This is a genomic window from Clostridium sp. FP1, from assembly GCF_011065975.2.
Lineage (GTDB): Bacteria > Bacillota > Clostridia > Clostridiales > Clostridiaceae > Clostridium_AD > Clostridium_AD tagluense.
This window is the reverse complement of the sequence record NZ_JAAMNJ020000001.1, coordinates 897,204-917,611: the sequence shown is the minus strand read 5'-3', so window position 1 is coordinate 917,611 and position 20,408 is coordinate 897,204. Positions and strand designations below refer to the sequence as shown.

The window sequence follows — 20,408 nt, the reverse complement described above, 5'->3', positions numbered from 1 at the left end:
GATCAACTCGAGTTGTTTTGTATTATTGTTTATTGTTTGTTATCATTGTATACTATTTAAAGCTTTTTTTCAAGATGTTTTGTAAATTAAGATAGTAATGTTATAATATTAATCACTAGCAACACTAAATGATAATGATTGATGGGGTGCTTAAATGTTTACTGAAGAAAGACTAGAACAAATCTTAAGTATACTTAATAAAACTGGTAGAATAAAAGTAAAAGACCTAAGTCAGCGATTTAATGTTTCAGAAGGGATGATAAGGAAGGATCTACAAAAGCTAGAAAAAGCTGAAGCTCTTCAAAGGACCTATGGCGGAGCTATCCTAAATAGAAAAATCTCTAAAAATAGTTCTATAGCTACTAGGATGAATATAAACTTAAATAGCAAAGAGTTAATATCCCAAAAAGCTTTTGCCCTTATAAATGATGGAGATGTAGTTTTTTTAGATACCTCAAGTATCAATTTTTTGTTAGCTAAATTAATATCTAACGGTACTAAGAAGTTAACTTTAATAACTAATATGTCAATAATACCACCCCTTTTTAATGATAATGAAACCGTTAAGCTAATTTGTATAGGTGGAGTATATAATAATAAATCTGGTGGAGTTTTTGGTTCAGAGGTGACTAAGAGTATATCTAAATATACCTTTAATAAAGGTTTTCTAGGAAGTTCAGGCATAAATTTAATAACAAACAGCGTAGATACTGTTACCTTAGAAGATGGTAATGTTAAAGAAATTATAGTCTCTAATAGTAAAGAGGTATTTTTACTTGTAGAAAAAGAAAAATTTAATGTAGATGGCACCTATAGATTTGCTACTTTAGAGGACATAGATGTTATAATCACGGATTCAGATCTTGCTGATGAGATTCGAGAAAAACTGGAAAATTCAACTATAAAATTAATTTAGCCATATTTATAAATTTATCCAATAATTTTTCTCACCTAATATATTAAGAGAGTATCTTAATAAAAATAAAATGCACTAAACTCAATTAAAAGTTTAGTGCCTCTATATTTTCAATTATTTCTGCATATCTATGAGCGTTAACCTAGAAATTTGCCACAGCTTCCTGTAGTTCACTAATCTAAGTATTAGCCTTCCATAAACATCTTTATATCATCATCTACACTGGTTATTCCAGCAATGCCGAAGTTGTCAACCAATACATTCACCACGTTTGGTGATAAAAAGGCTGGTAGAGTTGGTCCTAAATGAATTTTTTTAACCCCTAAATGCAGTAGTGCAAGTAATACTATAACTGCCTTTTGTTCATACCATGCAATATTGTAATAAATAGGAAGTTCATTTATATCCTCCAAGCCAAATACTTCTTTAAGTTTAAGTGCTATTACTACTAATGAATATGAATCATTACATTGTCCTGCATCCAATACTCTTGGGATTCCGCCAATATCACCTAAATTCAATTTATTGTATTTATATTTTGCACAACCTGCTGTAAGTATAACTGCATCCTTTGGCAGTTTTTCAGCAAATTCTGTGTAGTAATCGCGACTCTTCATTCTTCCATCGCAGCCCGCCATTACAAAAAATCTCTTTATTGCTCCAGTTTTAACAGCATCTACAATCTTATCCGCAAGAGCTATAACTTGATTATGAGCAAAGCCTCCTACTATTTCACCCTTTTCAATTTCTTTAGGTGCCGCACATTTTTTAGCTTGTTCAATTATTGAAGAAAAATCTTTCGGTTTTCCATTTATCCCATCTGCTATATGCTTAACACCTGCAAAGCCTGTTACTCCTGTAGTGTATATTCTATCTTTATAAGATGCTTTTGGCGTTACAATACAGTTTGTAGTCATAAGTATTGGTCCGTTGAAGCTTTCAAATTCCTGATTCTGCTTCCACCATGCATTTCCATAATTCCCTACCAAGTGCTTGTACTTTTTAAATGCAGGATAATAATTAGCTGGAAGCATTTCGCTGTGAGTATAAATATCTACCCCTGTACCTTCTGTCTGCTTTAATAACTCTTCCATATCCTTTAAGTCATGTCCACTAATTAATATACCAGGCTTATTTTTAACTCCTATATTAACTTTTGTTATTTCAGGATTTCCGTAACTAGAAGTGTTCGCCTTGTCCAGTAATGCCATGGCGGAAACGCCGTACTTACCACATTCAAGAACTAGTGCTACAAGTTCGTCTACTCCTAAACTATCATCCAAAGTAGAAGCTAATCCCTTTTGAGTAAATGCATGAAGTCCATCTTCCCCGTATCCAAGATTATCAGCATGCTTAACATATGCAGCCATACCCTTAAGTCCATAAGTAAGTAATTCTCTTAAGGATCTTATATCTTCATTTTCTGTTGAAAGCACACCAACTTTCCCTGCCTTTACATCAAAGGCTTTTAAGTCATTAGAAAACCAAACCGCTGCATCTGGCACGTTTAATTCCTCTTCTTTCCCAAATCCAAAGGTATTTAATATTTTACTAAGCCAACTAGCATTTTCGCCTTTATCACTTAACTTAACACCAGCTTTAAGAAGCTGCCCTTTTATTTCTTCCCTTAAGCTTAATCCTTTTCTGATTCTTTCAATAAATACATTTCTATCAAAATTTGCATTAGTTATAGTTGCAAATAAACTTTCTATTATAAAATTATCTACTTCCTTATTAACTATACCATTATCTCTAGCACGAACACTGTATACAGATATTCCTTTAGTTATATAAATTAGCAAGTCCTGAGCCTTTGCAAGGTCTTCAGTCTTACCACAGACTCCCTTTACCGTACAGCCTTTACAATTAGCTGCTTCTTGACATTGATAACAAAACATAGACATACAAATCATCCTCCATTTTCACTGTTCTACGCACTATTTGCGCTTGTGTTATGAGATTAGTATACAGATTTATAATTATATTGTCGGTACCCTACGTTACCAGTTAATATGTTTCTTAACCTCTGCCTTTTCTCCTAAGTTTACATCTTTTAAGACCCACTCCTTAAACACTGGATATCCTGTTCTATCAACAATATACCCTATGTGCTCTTTTCCTCCTGGAGCATCTCCATCCATATATTCCTCTGTATATGAACAAGTGTTTTTTATTATTCCAATTATACTTTCTTCGTCTACCCAAGTTATAAAATCTTGAGCAAGTCTAGGATTTTTCTTACCAGTTCTACCCATTATCACAAGTTTATAATATTTCTCAAGACTTCTACTCCATGCACCTGTTGGACATTTGCCCCTATACAAGCTGACACATTTCTAGTACCTGCAGCAGAATATCCAGTACTAGGGGAAATTTGATTTATTTCAAGGCCATCGATTACTGATTGAATCATCTTATTAACTTCTGGTATTTTATTTATATCAATATTGGGTATTTCAAAACCTTGTCTTATAGTTATATGAATGCTGCCATCTCCGTAAGTCTCTGCTACCTTTTGCACAACCTCTAAATGTTTAGCTTCTATATGACCACCAGGTACCCTTATTCTTATAGCGGTTTTAGCTCTTTTCTTAGTTATTCTGTATGCATTTTTTTTAAGCAATTTAGTGTTTATATCCATAATATTCTCCCCCCTAATCTACTAGATGAACTGCATCCAAATAGTTAAAAACAGGCCCCTCTAAACATATATACGTATCATCAATTTTACAGTGGCCACATTTCCATAAGGCCCTCTTAAAAACAAGGTACCGCCTACAAAAAAACTATGAATTACGTCTGTAACTGTACCTACTCGTCTTATTGTAAAATCTATATAACCCTCACCTACCTCACTAACAGATATAGGTGATTCACCAAATTTTGGTATAGATACTTCAAAAAATTGACCCCGCTTTACAACACCTTCGAACTCCATTCTAAAGGTATAATCCGTTTCTGTATGCTTACTTATTTTAAGTATCTTAGATTTAAAAGGCATGTATATATTTTTCATCTATTCCACATCATCCATTGTTTTATTTAATTTGTTTACACAATTTGAGAAAGATATATATTCAGGGCATATATCATCACATCTGCCACAACCTATACACATATGATATCCGGCCCTCTTTTTAAAATCATATACCTTATGCATAACTTTAAATCTCATTCTATCTTTTTTGTCTTTTCTAAAACCATGTCCACCTGCCATATCACTGTATCCATCTACATGACAAGATGCCCAAACCCGCCTTCTCTCTCCTAGGTTTTTATTTTCTTTATAAAAGATGTCCTGCATAGTAAAACAAGAGCAAGTACCACAGACAAAATTGCACCTACCACAAGCGATACATCTTGAAGAATATTCATCCCACATTTTTGATTTGAAAACTCTTTTATCTAAATTTCCTGGTATAGTAACCTTTATTTCGTTAGCCTTCACAAATTATGGAAATACTTCTACCTGGTTTATTTTATCTATGTTAAAGTAATTCATTAATTCTTCTGATTTACAATCCACAAAAACCTCATGGTCTTGAATTTTAGTGTACATATCATAATCTTCGGTCTTATTGGATCCCATACTTACGCAAAAGCAATTTTCAAAACTTTCACTACAACCCATAAGCACAAACTTAATTTTATTTCTTAAAACCTTATAATAATAATCCTCATTTCCATTTCTCAAATAAATTTCATCCAGCCTTTTCATGGCATGAATATCACAGCTTCTTAAGAATATTAATATTTTCTTCTCATCTTCTTTTGGCTCCACGCAATCATTTTCAGTATAATAAAATAATGTTTGAGTAATTGGAAGTATTATTTCTTTAGGAGAAAAACTAGATTTAAGTTCAAATATTTCTCTATTGTAAGCTTAAATCCCATAAATGCATACCCTCCATTATATTAATATTACTTAATCATCGAATATTGTTAATTAATTCACTATAAAAACTTAATTTATAACTAACTATACCTAGTGTATTTTAAACCCAAAAAAAAATATGTGATTTTCATCGCACACCTTTAAAATACCTACTTAACTTTTCTCTATTAACTATGAATTTTCTATGTTTTATTTTAACCATATCCATAATTTCAAGTTCTTTTACTGCCCTTGAAATAGTTTCGCGAGAGCTCCCTAACATATCTGCCAAATAAGTTATGCTTATCTTAATATCTATTAAAACGCCCTCTTCTGTTTGTACACCATAATCTTTAGACAATTTCCAAAGCTTTGCGGCTACCCTCTTGTCCATTTTAATAGGAACTGTGTTTTTAATCTGTCTGTACAGTCTTCTTATTTTTTACTCATAGAGTATAATATAACTTCTGTAAGTTTAAAATCTTGCTTCATTATCTTTAATAAGTCTACTTTTGATATGCTTATAATTTCACTGTCTTCAAAGCCTTCGCAATTAATTGAGGCTGCACTATTATCGAAAATTACCTCATTTATAATCTCACCACTATTTAGGATATAGATAACCCTCTTTTGACCCTTTTCCGATAATCTGTACATGGTTACCTTTCCCTCTAGCACTATATATATATTATTTGTAATTTCTCTCTCAGCAAACAAAATCTGTGATTTTTTTATTTTTTTTATTATAACACTCTCTCTTATTAAATCCAAAGTTTTATCCTCAACACATTCAAATAAAGGAAGATCTTTTAATTGCCTAAGCGTTATTTGTACCATCTTAATTTCTCCTTATGAGCTCATTTTAGAATCTCATTATTATAATAATACTCCTATTATACAACAATGAATTTTAAAATTGAGCAACAAAAAGAAAGTTTATATTTACCTTAACTAATTCAAACTATAGTAATATATACTTTTATTATTTATTTCTCCTTTGATACATACCAATATGCTACTGCATAAACATTCTCTAAATTAATTTCTTACTATAAGAGGTTAGTTGTCTTTTAGTTTCTTCCAATTGGCGATCTACAACACTTGCCTTTTCTATGTGTTTTATTATACTTTGAGATGTTATTTTTAAGATCTCATCAACATCTACTATTTCTTTACTCATGTTTTTAATGTGATGCTTTTGATCAGTTAAAAGCTCCATTACTCCCCTTACTTCCTGTTCCACTTTTGCTATAGAAGATAAACTTCCGTCTACTTTTTCTGCAGCATTATTAGAAGCCCTCACCCCCCTGGTAATAACCTCATTAGATTTACCTGAATTATTTAAAACTATCTTTGTTTCATCTTCTATCCCACCTATTAAATTTGATATGTCCTTAGTGCTTTGTTTAGTCATTTCTGCTAGTTTTCTTATCTCACCTGCCACTACTGCAAACCCCTTACCATGTTCTCCTGCTCTAGCCGCTTCAATTGCTGCGTTTAAAGCCAAGAGGTTTGTTTGCGTTGCAATGCTCGTTATTAACTGAACAACTTCATGTACTTGGCCAAACTTTCTTGCCAATTCATTTATACTTTGGGTATTATTCCTATTCTCACTTTCTAAAGACTTTATTATTTCCACCATTTCATAAATGGCATCCTTACCTTCATAAGATTTTTTAACTGTGTCTTCTGTAATTTCTATAAGCTTATTTCCCTCTAAATACAGACTATCAGTTAAGCCACTAGTATTTTTTGTTAAATGAGAAATTTCATTCATATGTACCTTTACTTTACTCGCAAGTTCGCCTAAAACATCATGCTAACTATCTACAATATGGTGCTGCTTTACAGTCTCCCCTAACAATTTGCTCAGATCTTGAATAAAGCCCTTAGTTTCATTATGAAATTGAACTTCCTTCTGTGTTGTTTCTTCAGAACCCTTGTCCTGGTTACTTTCTAATTCTCTGGATTTTGTATTTTTTAATAAATTCATTTGTTTATCTTCCTCCTAATTTTTCTCTAACATTAGAATCATTCTGAAATTTCCTTAAACTTATAGTTTATATCATCTTAGTATTTAAAAGCTTAATCTATATTAATATACTATAAAATATGTATAAATAAAATTTATTTTTATATTTTGATTTGAATCATATTTTTCTAATCAAATTAAACATACAATAGAGTCATAAGAAAGCAAGATGCTTGGACGAAATAGCTTTAAACCATAATGAAATCATTGTAAGACTTTCTTGATCTTTGCTAAAGTACCTTTGAATAATATTACAACTAGATTTAAAGAAACGAATATTAAGCTTCAAAAGTTTAATAATAATAATAATAATAAAATATAAGGAGGCATAATTATGAATGGAAAGTTTTTTAAAAATATTGAAGTTGCAACGGCATTAGGACTAAAAGAAGAGGTATTATATGTAGAAAAACAAGTTGTAAGTAAAACACTAACACAAACAAATAATGTTAGTATAACACTATTTGCCTTTGATAAAGGAGAAGAAATAAGTACACATTCAGCACCTGGAGATGCATTAGTATATGTAACTGAAGGACAGGTTACAATAACAATAGGGGATAATGAGCCTGTTATAGTTAAAGAGGGCGAAATAATATTAATGCCAGCCAACATACCCCATGGCTTAGAGGCTAATGAAAGATTTAAAATGATGTTAGTTATAGTTAAAGGCTAATAGAATAAAAAGCTTCTTTAAACTCGAAAATACTTAACCTAGGCTAAGTATCTTCGAGTTTTTACTCTTTTATCTGTTTTTATATAGCATAATTTTTATCAAATTATATTTGAATCAATGGTATTTTTACTTTCTTTGTAATGATTTAACCTGCAAACAGCTGGTCCTTCTATAATATCGCCTTCAAAAGTAAATCTTGACCCATGACAAGGACAATCCCAAGATGATTCTGCACTATTCCATTTTAGTTCGCAACCAATATGTGTACATGTTATATCAACTATATGAAGCTCACCGTTTTTATCCCTATATGCCCCATATCTTTCTCCATCAATATCTACAACCTTTCCCTCATCATTTTTTAAATCAATATTGTGTTGCCCAATTTCAAGTTTTCCTTTTATTAACTCCTTTGCAACATCAAAGTTTTCCTTAACGAAGTTCGTAATTCCATCAGTTGAAATATGGCGAGACGGATTGTATACATCCTCATAGGGGCTTTTATTCTTAACTATAATATCCCTTAATATATTTGCAGCTGCGGTTCCATTTGTCATTCCCCATTCGCCATAACCTGTAGCTACATAAATATTTTTTGATTTAGAAGTAAGATTACCTACATAAGGTACACCATCTATTGTTATATAATCTTGAGTCGACCATCTATATAAAAATTCCTCAACAGCAAAATTTTCCTGTGCGAATTTTTTTAAATTGTCATAATGCTCCAACATGTCGCCACCATGAGCAGTTTTATGGTCTTGACCCCCAATAATTATCATTTGACCATCTCTATAATTTTGTGAGCGAAAATACCACCCTGCCTCTCCTGAATCTACAAATGTACCTTTTGGCAACTCATCTTTTATTTTGGCTGTTATTACATAGGATCTTTCTGGCCGAAGTCTTGCAAAGTATAATCCTAATCCATCATAAAATGGAAAATGCGAAGCTAAAATAACCTTTGAAGCTATTACTTTAAAGCCTGTATCTGTTATTATAGTATATAATTTATCATGCTTTATATCTACAGCTCTTGTATGTTCATATATTTGGCTTTCATTACCAGAGATGTTTTCTGCAACCTTAAGAAGATACTTTCTAGGGTGAAATTGAGCTTGATTTTCAAAACATAGTGCACCTTTTATTGAAAATGGCAAATCTAATTTTTCAACATATTTTGCTTTTATACCTAGGCTCGTGGCTGCATCTACTTCTGCCATAATGGTTTCTATATAATTTTCATCTGTTGTATAGGTATATGCTGACAACCTACAAAAGTCACAATCAATATTATATTTTTTTACTGTATTTTCTATAAAATCTATGGCACCCTCATTAGCATCTGCATACTGCTTAGCTTTTTTGATTCCCATATTTTTGATTAAATCACTATATATTATATCGTGTTGTGAAGTAACATAAGCTGTTGTATGTCCTGTAGTTCCCTGTGCTATTTTATCTGCTTCTATTAATGCTATTTTGAAACCTTCGTTTTTTAAAAGGAGAGCAGTTGTAATTCCTGTAATACCTCCTCCTATAATTACTATATCAACATTAATATCTTTTTCTAACGTAGGATAGTTTGTTTCAGGAGTTGAATCCAGCCAATAAGATTTAGCGGTTGCCTCATTATTAATACCTATATTATTTTTTTCATTCATAAATAACACCCTTCCTTTAAAAATAAATGGATGTATCTATTTTGTGTTTATATACCTAAAAATATGTATATTATTAGTAATGCTTTAATCTGAAATTATAAGAAAAAAAGACCTGTTGCAGCTAATAAAGATTTTTCAAGTTACGAATTAAGGGAACTCAAATGAGTTCCCTTAATTCGTAACTTAAATATGAAAGTATTCTTAAATCATCTCCTGCGGAGCTGCATATTAACGACTTCAGAGGGAGATTTAGACTCCCACTGAAGTTTTCTCTTTGTTAAAGCGTGTAACTCCCACTTATAGAAGTAGGAGACTTTCCTTCTGAAATGTCGTTAAAATCTAAATTTAAAGATTGTTCTTGCTTAAAATAGCATTAACTTGACTTGAATTATCTAGGTTACTATTGGTAGTACTAGTATTAGTTTGCTCTTGAGCTATAGTTTGTAGTAATTTAGACATGTCATTATTGCTATTTGTACTTGGAAAAAGACTATTTGAACCATCTTCACTTTCAACAGTACCAATACTTGAACTACTACTTGTATCTTGTTTTGTCATAATCTGCATCATTTGTTGCATAACCATTTGTTGAAGCTGCTCAGCCCTTTGAGATTGTAATGATACACTATCTATTCCATTAACTACATTATCCTTACTATTAACATTAGGAATACTTGTCCCATCATTATTTAAAGTCGTATTTTGTGAATTGTTCACTATCTGATTAAATAAAGCTTCAAAGCTAGAACTAGCATCTCCTGTTGAATCGTTACCTAAAATTCCTTTTGTTGATTGTGTTGCTCCAGTACTTATAGTCTTCACCAGTTGTGATATTTTATTAATCTCCATAACTATCCCTCCTCATTTGTTTAACAAACTTTTACATCTTTCATTTTACTCTTTATAAGAATAATTATCTACAGTTTTTATAATTACATACCTTACTATTTCTGGTTAAATCTTAAACTTCTGTACCAATTCATTAAGTTTTTGTGCAAACTCTGCTTGAATTTGTGAGGTTTGTGCTACTTGCTCCATAGCTTTTGAAGTTTCATCAATACTAACTTGTATATCTCCTGTACGTCCTGCAGAAAGCTGTGAATTTTCTGCCAAAGTTTGAACTGCCGTACTAACTTGATTTACCGTAGCTTCCACCCCTTCTGACATTAATGCAATTTCTTCTGACATGGCACTTATAAAGTCACCGTCCTCACCATATTGTTTTCCTGATTTTGAATATTGTTCTAAAACAGGTTTAATGTTTTCTATAATAAATTTAAGTATATCATTACTATTTACCGATAAATTATTAAATGCATCTTGAACTTTTACTATAGTATTTTGAATTGTATTTACAGTTTCCGAGGATTTTTCTGCTAGCTTTCTTACTTCATCTGCAACTACTGCAAAACCTTTACCCTGTTCCCCAGCTCTAGCAGCTTCAATAGCTGCATTTAAAGCAAGTAAATTAGTTTGTGCTGCAATTGCTGCTATTCCATCAGCCATAACTTTTATTTCATCTACAACTTTTCCATCTGCTATAGCTGTTAATATATTCTTTTCCTTTTCTTCATAAATACTATTACTTTTTTCCAATGCGTTTTTAGCATATGCCTGAACTTTTTTTGCTCTATCTTTAATTTGAACAGCATTACTGCTACCCTCCATAGCCTTTGAAGATAGTTCTTCCATACTTGCGTTAACTTCTTCAACAGATGCAGTTATTTCCTCTGATGTAGCACTGGCTTCTTGGACAGAGCTATTTATTTCCGTTGTTGAACTGTCTATAACTTCTATTCTAGATGTTATTTCCTGAGTTGTAGCTGAAAGTTCTTCAGAAGCCGCACTCATATCAGAAGAATTGCTCATTATTTCTTTTATTAAGCTACTTACATTTTCCTGTGCAGCATTTAAAGCTAAAGCTGTTTGTCCAAATTCATCTTCTCTTGTAATAATAACTGGAATGGAGAAATCATAAGAAGATAATCTCTGTGCTAACTCTTTTATCTTGGTTAATGGTCCCATTATGTTTTTGCTTAGTATATAAGCCATAAAAATTATAACTAAAAATGCTATGAATGTATATATTACAATTGAATTCCTAACCTTGTTAAATTGATCTATATTATTTAAATTTACCTGCTCAGCTGATTTTGTATTTAGAGCAATTAATTTAACTAAGTCATCAAAGGCAGTTTGTCTTATTGACGCTTCCTGTGTATTATAAATTTTAACTGCTTGCTCATAGTTCCCAGCTTTCACAAGTTCAATGCTCTTAGTTTTTAGCTCTGTATATTTTGCTAATTCATTTTTAAAATTATCATCAATTTTTGTCATTTCTTTTGCTACATCAACATTTAATTCAGCTGGTAAACTATTATATGCTTGGTGTATCTTTTCATTTTCATCTGTTAAATCATTATTTATTTTTATTTGTTCATCTAATTTAGATTTATCTCTTTCAAAAATAATTCTAAGCATATTAGCACTACCATAATTCAATTTTCCTCTAATTTCTTCCAAGTGCTCAATAGCTATTAGATTAGTGCTATATATAATCTTAGATCCCTCAATTATCTTTGATGAACTTGATATGCCCTCTACTCCTATTAAAACTAAAAAAATGCAAATCACTGAAAATGCTGATATAAGTTTTTTCCTTAAACTTAAATTCATAAAAAATTTCATTTTATCTCTCCCCTTTTTTATATGATATTTTTCAAACTCTCTATACATAGTGGTCTACTATAATAAAATCTTTGGCCATGTCATAACCATATTCTTTTAATGTTTTGCTCTTATGCTACTGTTCAACTGTCTCTCCAATACCTTCATGTTTAATCCTATATTACTACAGTAAATATTTAAGCTATGTACTTTTTATTTTTAAGCCTGTTCTAAAATCATTATAATCCTATACCTTATTATCGATTAAATTGCTATTTACTTTATATATACATCAACCCTTTATTGTATTTTTTTACTATTTTTTCAACTTACACTTATTAATAACATATTTCAATCAGCTATTTGTTTTTTTTGCAATTTTTTTGTCAAAATATCTATTATTTTCACAAATCTAATCTTAATAAAATTTATGCCCCTATTATAATCAAAACAAAATGCGCTGGTTCAAGAATTTCAATTCTTGAACCAACGCATTAAATATATTATATATCTGCCACCCGCTTGCCACGTGGATGTTACTTTTTATTTTAAATTTATTAGCAATTCTCCAGCCCTTACTTGTTGCCCTTCTTTAACATTAATTGACTCAACCACACCTGCTATGCTTGCACCTACTCTAGTCTCCATTTTCATAGCCTCAACTATCATTAATGGTTGATTTTCAGTTACTGTGTCTCCCTGCGCCACTAAAATGGCTGAAACAGTTCCAGGTATCGGCGACCCAATCTCTAAAGGATTTGATGCATCTGCCATTTCTGAGGCTTGGAACTCTTGTAGAACTTTGTTATTTCTATCTTTTATTTTTATTTCTCTTCTATTTCCATCCACTTCGAAAGCCACAACTTTGTTGCCTTCTAAATCCAATTTACCTATTTTAAGTAGCTTTATCATGTAGGCTTTTCCATCAGCAATTTCAGCTTCACAGGTTTCACCTTCGCTGAGCCCGTGGAAATAAACATCACTTCCAATTCTACTTAAATCTCCAAACTCCTTAGTGTATTTTATATAACCATCGAATACCTCAGGGTATAAGGAGTAGCTTAGCAAATCTTTTTTATCTGGAACAATATTAAATTTTTCTATTAAGTGTTTTTCTATTTTACTAAAATCTTCGTCAGGAAGTAATTCACCAGGTCTTGCGATGATTGGCTCCACGCCTCTTAAAACTAATTTCTGAAGCTTTTCTGGAAAGCCTCCCATTGGTTGACCCATCATTCCTTTAAAGTATGCTACAACAGAATCTGGGAAAGACATATTAATTGCTTTGTTGTATATATTTTCTGGTGTAAGGTCATTTTGAACCATAAATATTGCAAAGTCTCCAACCATTTTAGAGGATGGAGTTACCTTTACAATATCCCCTACCATATCATTTACTACCTTATACATTTCTTTAATTTCATTAAATTTATGGGAAAGACCGAAACTTTCTACCTGAGGTTTAAGATTAGAGTATTGACCTCCTGGAATCTCATATCGATAAATTTCAGCAGAACCAGATTTGAGTCCCGATTCAAACTTAGAATAAACTGGTCTTACTGCATCCCAATAATCTGAAATTCCTTGAATCCCTTTAAGTTCTATACCAGTATCTCTGTCAGTATTCTTAAGTGCTGCAACAACTGAGTTTAAAGCAGGTTGACTAGTAAGTCCTGACATACTATTAAAAGCAGTATCTACAATGTCCACACCAGCCTCCGCCGCCATCAAAACTGTAGCAACCCCATTGCCCGTAGTATCATGGGTATGAAGATGTATAGGCATTCCTACTTCTTTTTTCAGAGCATCAATTAGCTTAAATGCAGCATGAGGTTTAAGTAATGCAGACATATCTTTTATTCCCAAAATATGAGCTCCTGTTTTTTCAATTTCCTTTGCTAGCTTAATATAATAATCTAAATTATATTTATCTTTTTTATCATTTAAGATATCCCCAGTGTAACAAATGCACGCTTCTGCAACCTTTCCACTTTTAAGAACTTCCTCTATCGAAACTTCCATTCCTTTTAACCAATTCAGTGAATCAAAAATTCTAAAAACATCAATACCAGTCTCTGCAGATTCTTTAATAAATTCCCGAATTATATTATCCGGATAATTTTTATAGCCTACTGCATTTGCTCCACGTATAAGCATTTGGAAAAGCACATTAGGAATTTTAGATCGTAGCTGCGAAAGCCTTTCCCATGGGGATTCATTTAAAAAACGGTAAGCTACATCAAAGGTAGCTCCTCCCCACATCTCAAGGGAAAACAAATCTCCTCCATAAACAGATGTTGCACTTGCTATCTTTAACATATCCTTTGTTCGCACTCTAGTTGCCATTAAGGATTGATGAGCATCTCTCATAGTAGTATCTGTTAACAATAATTTGTTTTGATTTTTAACCCATTTTAAAAGACCTTCTGTCCCCTGCATATCTAAAATCTGTTTTGTACCACTTAATTTTTCTGGCATTATAATTTTAGGAACTTGTGGCACATCATAAAGCCTTTTAATGCCATTAGTTTCATTTACCACTTTTTCGCCAATGAATTTTAGCACTCTACTTTCTTCATCTGCCTTAGGTGCAATGGATATTAATTCAGGATTTTCTTCAATAAAATCTGTATTACATTCTCCCTTTAAAAAAGTAGGATGATTCAATACATTAATCAGAAAACCTATATTTGTCTTTACTCCTGTAATTCTAGTTTCCTCCACAGCTCTTATGGACTTCTTTATAGCATCTTGAAAGGTTCTAGACCAGGATATGTTTTTTACGAGTAGACTATCATAATAAGGACTAATTACAGCTCCTGCAAAACCATTACCACCATCAAGCCTTATTCCAAATCCAGAACCTGTTCTATATTCTTCTATTTTTCCAGTATCTGGTGCAAAATTATTAGAAGGATCCTCTGTTGTTATTCGGCACTGAATAGAATATCCGTTAACTTTAACATCCTCTTGACAAGAGATTCCAATATTTTCGGAATTTAGTGCGTAATCTTCTGCTATCAAAATTTGACTTTGAACTATATCAATACCTGTTACCATTTCTGTAATAGTATGCTCAACTTGAATTCTAGGGTTCATTTCTATAAAAAAATGGTTTCCCTGGGTATCAACTAAGAACTCTAAGGTTCCAGCACTTCTATAATTTACTGATTTAGCTATTTTTAGTGCGTCACTACAGATTTCATTTCTTTTTTCCTGGGATATTGAAAAAGCAGGAGTATATTCCACAACTTTTTGATGCCTTCTTTGAATAGAGCAATCTCTTTCATGCAAATGAACAATATTGCCAAACTTATCTCCAAGAACCTGCACTTCTATATGTTTAGACTTTTCAAGATATTTTTCTATATAAAGATGGTCAATTCCAAAGGCTTTTTTTGCTTCACTTTTAGCACCTCTATAGGAAGATGCAAGTTCTCCTTCATTTCTTACAATTCGCATACCGCGCCCACCGCCACCAGCAACTGCCTTTATCATAACGGGATACCCACATTTCGCGGCCAGTTCCTTTGCCTGCTCAATTGTTTCAACTTCTTTTTTATCTCCAGGTATAGTAGGAACTCCCACTGCATTTGCTACAATTTTCGATTTAATTTTGTCCCCCAGTTTATCCATCATTTCCGCTGTGGGTCCTATAAATTCAATACCTGCACCAGCACATTTTTTTGCAAATTCAGGGTTCTCTGATAAGAACCCATACCCTGGATGAATGGCGTCCACTCCTTTTTTAAGTGCAAGACTTATTATCTCCTCAATGTTTAGATATGCCTCAACGGGACTTTTGTTTTCTCCAATTAAATAAGCTTCATCTGCCTTAGTTTTGAAAAGTGAATATTTATCCTCATTAGAATAAATCGCCACGGTACGAATCCCGAGTTCATGACAGGCTCTAAAAATTCTTATGGCAATTTCGCCTCTATTTGCTACTAGTACTCTCTTAAATTTTTTCACTGTTTATACCCCCTGTATTAAGCTTTTGCGCACTTTATTTTTCATTGTTCATTACCAACTAGAATACAGTATTTTTAGCAAAAATGCAATTTTTTTTTATTTTTCCGTCAAAATAGTGCCACCCATGTGGCAAGTGGCATGCGAGTGGCATATTTTTATCTAAAAATAAGACCAGCCATTTCAATGGCTGGTCTTATTTTCCTTATTTATTAAATTGTCCCATTTAAATATCCCGTTTTTCAAATACTAAATAACCTACAAAGCAGAATATTATAGAATATATAGCCGATAAACCTAAAGCAAACGCAAGTGTTGTTCCCTCAATAGTCGCTCCAACAGTAACAAAGCTAGCAAAATTAGACAATCCAAAAGGAAGATATTTACCCCAGCTAAAATACATAGCTGCTATTTGCGCAATGCCACTAACTACTAAAAGCGAGAATAGTGCAAATCCAGTTGCCATTGATCGAGAACGAGATATTGCTGAAATTGCAAAAGCTAATATTACATATACAAGCACCTGAAGAAAATTAAGTCCGAAAATAATAATTGTTTTTAATACAGCTGGCATATAGATTATATTGCTAGTTGTCCACAGCATTTCCTTATCTCCCAGGCCATTAAAGCCGAAAAGCAGCCCTATCATTATAGTATTTAATATAAATGTTGTTGCCAATAGTACAAGTCCATAAATTATTATAGCCAGAAATTTTGCACTGAGAATCTCAGACCGCTTGTAAGGACGCGATATCATCATTTTCATTGTACCTTCAGAAAATTCACCTGCAACTAAAGCCGCACAAGATATTATTAACAAAAGCGCAATAATTCCACTATAACCAGCAACCCTAGCAACCTCTGCACTTATTTGCCAAACGCTGTTTTTAGATTCTGGCTTGATATTGTTATTAATTCTGTATTCACCTTCAGCTATACTCTTTTTCGTCATTCCTATAAATACTTTTGCCCCTTTATTTGTATCACTTTCATTTTCTTTTAGCTGATTTTTTTGTAAGTCAACATTTTTCTGCAATTCTTGTTTCCAATTATCAGAAACACTAATATTATTTGTAGCCTTCTGAGATACAGTGTAATATTTATAAATACCAGTTGCTGCTATTATAATTACAATCATTATTATTAACATTATTTTTGTAGAAAGTCTTTTCCATAACTTTGTATTTTCTATTGAAACAAGTGTAAAAAAACTACCCATATTATTTTCCCTCCCCTGTAAGCTTCATAAATACATCTTCAAGTGATTGACTCTCTTGTTTATCCATACCCAAAATAGGTATACCTGCTGAAGATATGATTTTAACTATTTCAGGAACACGTTCCTTGGTTGTTTCAATATGTACCCCATCACCCAGGATACTACAATTTATATTCACTTCTGTTAAAAGTGAAACTGCCTTGTCATTATTATCAGATTTTAATATAAGAACTGTTTTATCATCCTTCTGTGTCATGTTAATAAGTTCTTCGACGGATTTTACCGTTATAATTTTGCCTTTACTAATTATGCCAACCCGGTCGCACATCTGCTGCATCTCGCCTAAAATATGACTAGAAATAAGCACTGTAAGACCCGTTTCCGATGCCAACTTTCGAAGTAGCTCACGCATCTGCTTGATTCCTGCTGGATCTAGACCATTTGTAGGTTCATCAAGTATAAGAAGTTTAGGACTATGCAATAGTGCTTGGCCAATTCCTAGACGTTGCTTCATACCTAGAGAGTAAGTCTTCACCTTGTCATTTATGGCTCTCTCAAGATCCACAATTTTCACTATTTCATGGATTCTTGCCTCGTCTACTCCTTTGTATATTTTTGCAAACATTTTAAGATTATCCATGCCGGACATATAATTATACATATCCGGATTTTCAACTATGCAACCAATGTTGCGCATTGCTCCTTTAAAATCCTCTTTTACGGAGCATCCCCCAACATAGATATTTCCCTCAGTAATTTTTGACATCCCCACAATCATCTTAATAGTGGTAGATTTTCCAGCTCCATTAGGTCCTAGAAACCCAAATATTTCTCCTTTTTTTAATTCAATGGAAACATCTGAAACTATTGTACGCTTACCAATTACTTTCTTTAACTTTTCAATTTTCAATACTTCATTAGTCATAATATGCCTCCAAAATTAATTTTTTAATTTATATAAAAATACCATAAGCATGAATTTTTCTATAAATGTTTTAGACTTGCCTTATAAAAAATAACACAAAAGAAGAACTATGTAAGCAATTACGTATGAAAAGCAAAAAACCGGTCATAATCGGAGCAATTATTATAGAAACTTGAAATTATAGGTAATATATAGTAAAATTAAACCAAGTAATTACAATAAACAAGATATATTCTCCTGCAATTGTCAGAATATGTTGAATTTTGTGTGCTAGCTAAAAAAGCATTTTGCTAATTAGTTAATAGGGGGAATGCAGATGAATGTGCTAATAGTAGAGGATGATGAGTTGCAAAGAAAAAGTTTAAAAAAAATGGTACAGCAAATAGATAAATCTATAAATATATATGAATGTGAAGATAAAGATGAGGCTCTAGACATTACAAATGTGAATAATATAGATATATTTTATGTGGATATTTCACTGAAAAATTCTTCAGGATTAGATTTTGCAATAGAGCTACGACAAACACCAAGATATGAGTTTAGTTTGATTATCTTTTTAACAACTCATATTGAATATATAAATCAAGCATTTAAGCAAGTGCATTGTTATGATTATATCTTAAAGCCCTATGATATCACTGATGTAATGAATATAACAAAACGATATATATTAAATGGTAATAATATAGTGGAAACTAAAAAGGATAAGTGCTATGTGTTTTTTGAAGTTAAAAAAGGTATTAAGGTAAAGGTATTTGTTGATGAAATAATTTTTATAGAAGTAACCCTTCGGATATGTCTTATTCATACAGTAAATATTGTTTATAAAATAAATAATTTAGCACTAAAGAACATTATTAAGCTTATAAATTGTAAAAATATACTTCAGTGCCACAAATCCTTTGCTGTTAATATTGACTATATAATGAAACTACAACATGTAGATAGTAAATTAAGTGAAATTTACTTTGAAAATTATGATAAAAATGCTCTTTTAGGTTACAAATTTAAAAATACAATAATGGAAAAATTAAAATAATTTTATCAAATTAAATTTGTTATACAAGGAGCTGAATAAATGATACATATACTACAACAGCTTTCAGTTAATTCTATAGAATTAACTATATTTATGGTATTATGGTCAAAGTTTTCTTTAAAAGATGAAAACAATTGGCTTAAAAATCTTTTTATAATTTTAGTAGTCTCTATGATATCCATGACAACAATTAATACAAATGTTTATTTAAGCGTAATTATTACTTTCACCAGTATAATACTTTTAATTAAATTTACTTATAAAAAACTGCTTATCAAAACCACATTAGAATTTATTATATTCTTTTCTGTAAATATGGTGTTGCAAACACTTCTTATTGCTTTGGTAACTTTATTTGGATTTACATATTCAGATAAATTTATAATGAATATTACTCTTCTTTTTATTGAATTAGTTTTTGTCATTGTTATATTAAGATGCAATTTTGCTGAAAAAGTAAAGAATTCTTTCGAATTAGAGTCTAAGATATTATATTATTTTATAATTAATTTAGGTTTATACACATTATTCTCTAAGTTTATATTGGAATACAATAAAAACTTAATATTGGATAATTTGCTAATACATATTTTTATCGCAATATTTATGTTATCCACAAATATATTTTTATATTATTATATAGTTAGAATAAGTGAGGATAAAAAGGTTTTAGAAGTACAAAACAAGTATTCTCCTATATTAATTGATATAGTTGAGGATATAAGACGAAAACAGCATGATTTTAAAAACCATTTAAATACTATAAATGCAATAGTAGAAATAGCAAGTGAAGAAGAAGTGAAGCAGGATTTAAAGAAGTATATACGTTCATTGAAATGTTCAACTAACCTTATAGAAGATATCCTATATATAGATAATATTATAATTAAAGCTATAATCTATAACAAAATGTCTGAAGCGGATAGATTAAATATAAAATTATTATTTAATGTGACAAATAATTCATTAGAGCATAGTTTAAATGATTATGAAATTTCTGATATACTAAATAATCTCTTGGATAATGCTTTTGATGCGATTAGAAACGATACCAATGATAAGATAGTTATATTAAATATCTTTACAAAAGGAAATAATAATATTGTAGAGGTTAAAAATAGTGGAATAACAATAAAACCAGCTAATATTGAAAATATCTTTGAAAGCGGATTTTCTACTAAAAAAGGAAAAAATAGAGGCTATGGCCTTTACAATATAAAAAGAATAGTTGAAAAAACAGGAAGTGATATTCAGCTGTTTTTTGAAGATAATTATACTGTTTTTAAAATATCATTTAAGCAACCTTTTAGGAAGAGTAGATTCTCCACAAAAAAAACAGAATATAGAACATAAACGGTAGTGTTAATAATTAAATTTCTTTTCATGCTATTAAATAGGTGTTTTGTGTGTTTGGTATTGTATTA

The 20,408-nt window shown here is 31.3% G+C and carries 13 protein-coding genes and 4 pseudogenes; 4 read left to right on the top strand and 13 right to left on the bottom strand.

Features of this window, described 5'->3' with window-relative positions; all coding sequences use genetic code 11:
* Positions 1 to 154: 154 nt before the first annotated feature.
* The gene (locus G9F70_RS04585) at positions 155 to 916 is read left to right on the top strand and encodes a DeoR/GlpR family DNA-binding transcription regulator (RefSeq protein WP_164944790.1); all 762 of its coding nucleotides are present in this window, start codon (positions 155 to 157) and stop codon (positions 914 to 916) included.
* Positions 917 to 1,101: 185 nt separating this feature from the next.
* Here the strand turns inward: G9F70_RS04585 and hcp are convergent, their stop codons facing one another.
* The 7 genes and pseudogenes from hcp to G9F70_RS04550 all read right to left on the bottom strand — a co-directional run bounded on the left by hcp (position 1,102) and on the right by G9F70_RS04550 (position 6,783).
* A complete protein-coding gene (gene hcp / locus G9F70_RS04580; RefSeq protein ID WP_164944791.1) occupies positions 1,102 to 2,820 on the bottom strand; it encodes a hydroxylamine reductase in 1,719 nt (572 codons plus the stop codon).
* A 96-nt stretch (positions 2,821 to 2,916) separates the two neighbouring features.
* A pseudogene (locus G9F70_RS04575) lies at positions 2,917 to 3,557 on the bottom strand (hypothetical protein).
* 99 nt (positions 3,558 to 3,656) lie between these two features.
* Positions 3,657 to 3,932: pseudogene (locus G9F70_RS04570) on the bottom strand (anaerobic sulfite reductase subunit AsrB); the annotation flags it as partial.
* Positions 3,933 to 4,781: pseudogene (asrA, locus tag G9F70_RS04565) on the bottom strand (anaerobic sulfite reductase subunit AsrA); the annotation flags it as partial.
* 157 nt (positions 4,782 to 4,938) lie between these two features.
* Positions 4,939 to 5,627 (bottom strand): annotated as a pseudogene (locus tag G9F70_RS04560) (Crp/Fnr family transcriptional regulator).
* A 196-nt stretch (positions 5,628 to 5,823) separates the two neighbouring features.
* The gene (locus G9F70_RS04555; RefSeq protein WP_224617415.1) at positions 5,824 to 6,567 is read right to left on the bottom strand and encodes a methyl-accepting chemotaxis protein; all 744 of its coding nucleotides are present in this window, start codon (positions 6,565 to 6,567) and stop codon (positions 5,824 to 5,826) included.
* Between the two features lie 42 nt (positions 6,568 to 6,609).
* The gene (locus tag G9F70_RS04550) at positions 6,610 to 6,783 is read right to left on the bottom strand and encodes a hypothetical protein (protein WP_224617414.1); all 174 of its coding nucleotides are present in this window, start codon (positions 6,781 to 6,783) and stop codon (positions 6,610 to 6,612) included.
* A 373-nt stretch (positions 6,784 to 7,156) separates the two neighbouring features.
* On the opposite strand from G9F70_RS04550, the gene G9F70_RS04545 reads away from it, so the two are divergent.
* A complete protein-coding gene (locus tag G9F70_RS04545) occupies positions 7,157 to 7,498 on the top strand; it encodes a cupin domain-containing protein (protein WP_164944793.1) in 342 nt (113 codons plus the stop codon).
* 98 nt (positions 7,499 to 7,596) lie between these two features.
* Here the strand turns inward: G9F70_RS04545 and G9F70_RS04540 are convergent, their stop codons facing one another.
* The 6 genes from G9F70_RS04540 to G9F70_RS04515 form a co-directional block, all read right to left on the bottom strand.
* Positions 7,597 to 9,162, bottom strand: coding sequence for an FAD-dependent oxidoreductase (locus G9F70_RS04540; protein WP_164944794.1), 1,566 nt, complete (start codon positions 9,160 to 9,162; stop codon positions 7,597 to 7,599).
* A 345-nt stretch (positions 9,163 to 9,507) separates the two neighbouring features.
* Positions 9,508 to 10,011 carry a hypothetical protein gene (locus G9F70_RS04535; RefSeq protein ID WP_164944795.1) on the bottom strand — a complete coding sequence of 168 codons (504 nt, stop codon included), beginning with the start codon at positions 10,009 to 10,011 and terminating at the stop codon, positions 9,508 to 9,510.
* Positions 10,012 to 10,116: 105 nt separating this feature from the next.
* Positions 10,117 to 11,850 carry a methyl-accepting chemotaxis protein gene (locus G9F70_RS04530; RefSeq protein ID WP_164944796.1) on the bottom strand — a complete coding sequence of 578 codons (1,734 nt, stop codon included), beginning with the start codon at positions 11,848 to 11,850 and terminating at the stop codon, positions 10,117 to 10,119.
* Positions 11,851 to 12,372: 522 nt separating this feature from the next.
* Positions 12,373 to 15,801, bottom strand: coding sequence for a pyruvate carboxylase (locus G9F70_RS04525; protein ID WP_164944797.1), 3,429 nt, complete (start codon positions 15,799 to 15,801; stop codon positions 12,373 to 12,375).
* A gap of 223 nt (positions 15,802 to 16,024) precedes the next feature.
* On the bottom strand, positions 16,025 to 17,017 hold the full coding sequence (locus G9F70_RS04520; protein WP_164944798.1) for an ABC transporter permease: 993 nt from the start codon (positions 17,015 to 17,017) through the stop codon (positions 16,025 to 16,027).
* A gap of 1 nt (position 17,018) precedes the next feature.
* The gene (locus tag G9F70_RS04515; protein WP_164944799.1) at positions 17,019 to 17,942 is read right to left on the bottom strand and encodes an ABC transporter ATP-binding protein; all 924 of its coding nucleotides are present in this window, start codon (positions 17,940 to 17,942) and stop codon (positions 17,019 to 17,021) included.
* 316 nt (positions 17,943 to 18,258) lie between these two features.
* On the opposite strand from G9F70_RS04515, the gene G9F70_RS04510 reads away from it, so the two are divergent.
* Together G9F70_RS04510 and G9F70_RS04505 are read left to right on the top strand one after the other, a co-directional pair.
* Complete coding sequence (locus G9F70_RS04510) at positions 18,259 to 18,984, top strand: LytR/AlgR family response regulator transcription factor (RefSeq protein ID WP_164944800.1); 726 nt, start codon at positions 18,259 to 18,261, stop codon at positions 18,982 to 18,984.
* 39 nt (positions 18,985 to 19,023) lie between these two features.
* A complete protein-coding gene (locus tag G9F70_RS04505) occupies positions 19,024 to 20,337 on the top strand; it encodes a sensor histidine kinase (protein ID WP_164944801.1) in 1,314 nt (437 codons plus the stop codon).
* The last annotated feature ends 71 nt before the right edge of the window (positions 20,338 to 20,408 follow it).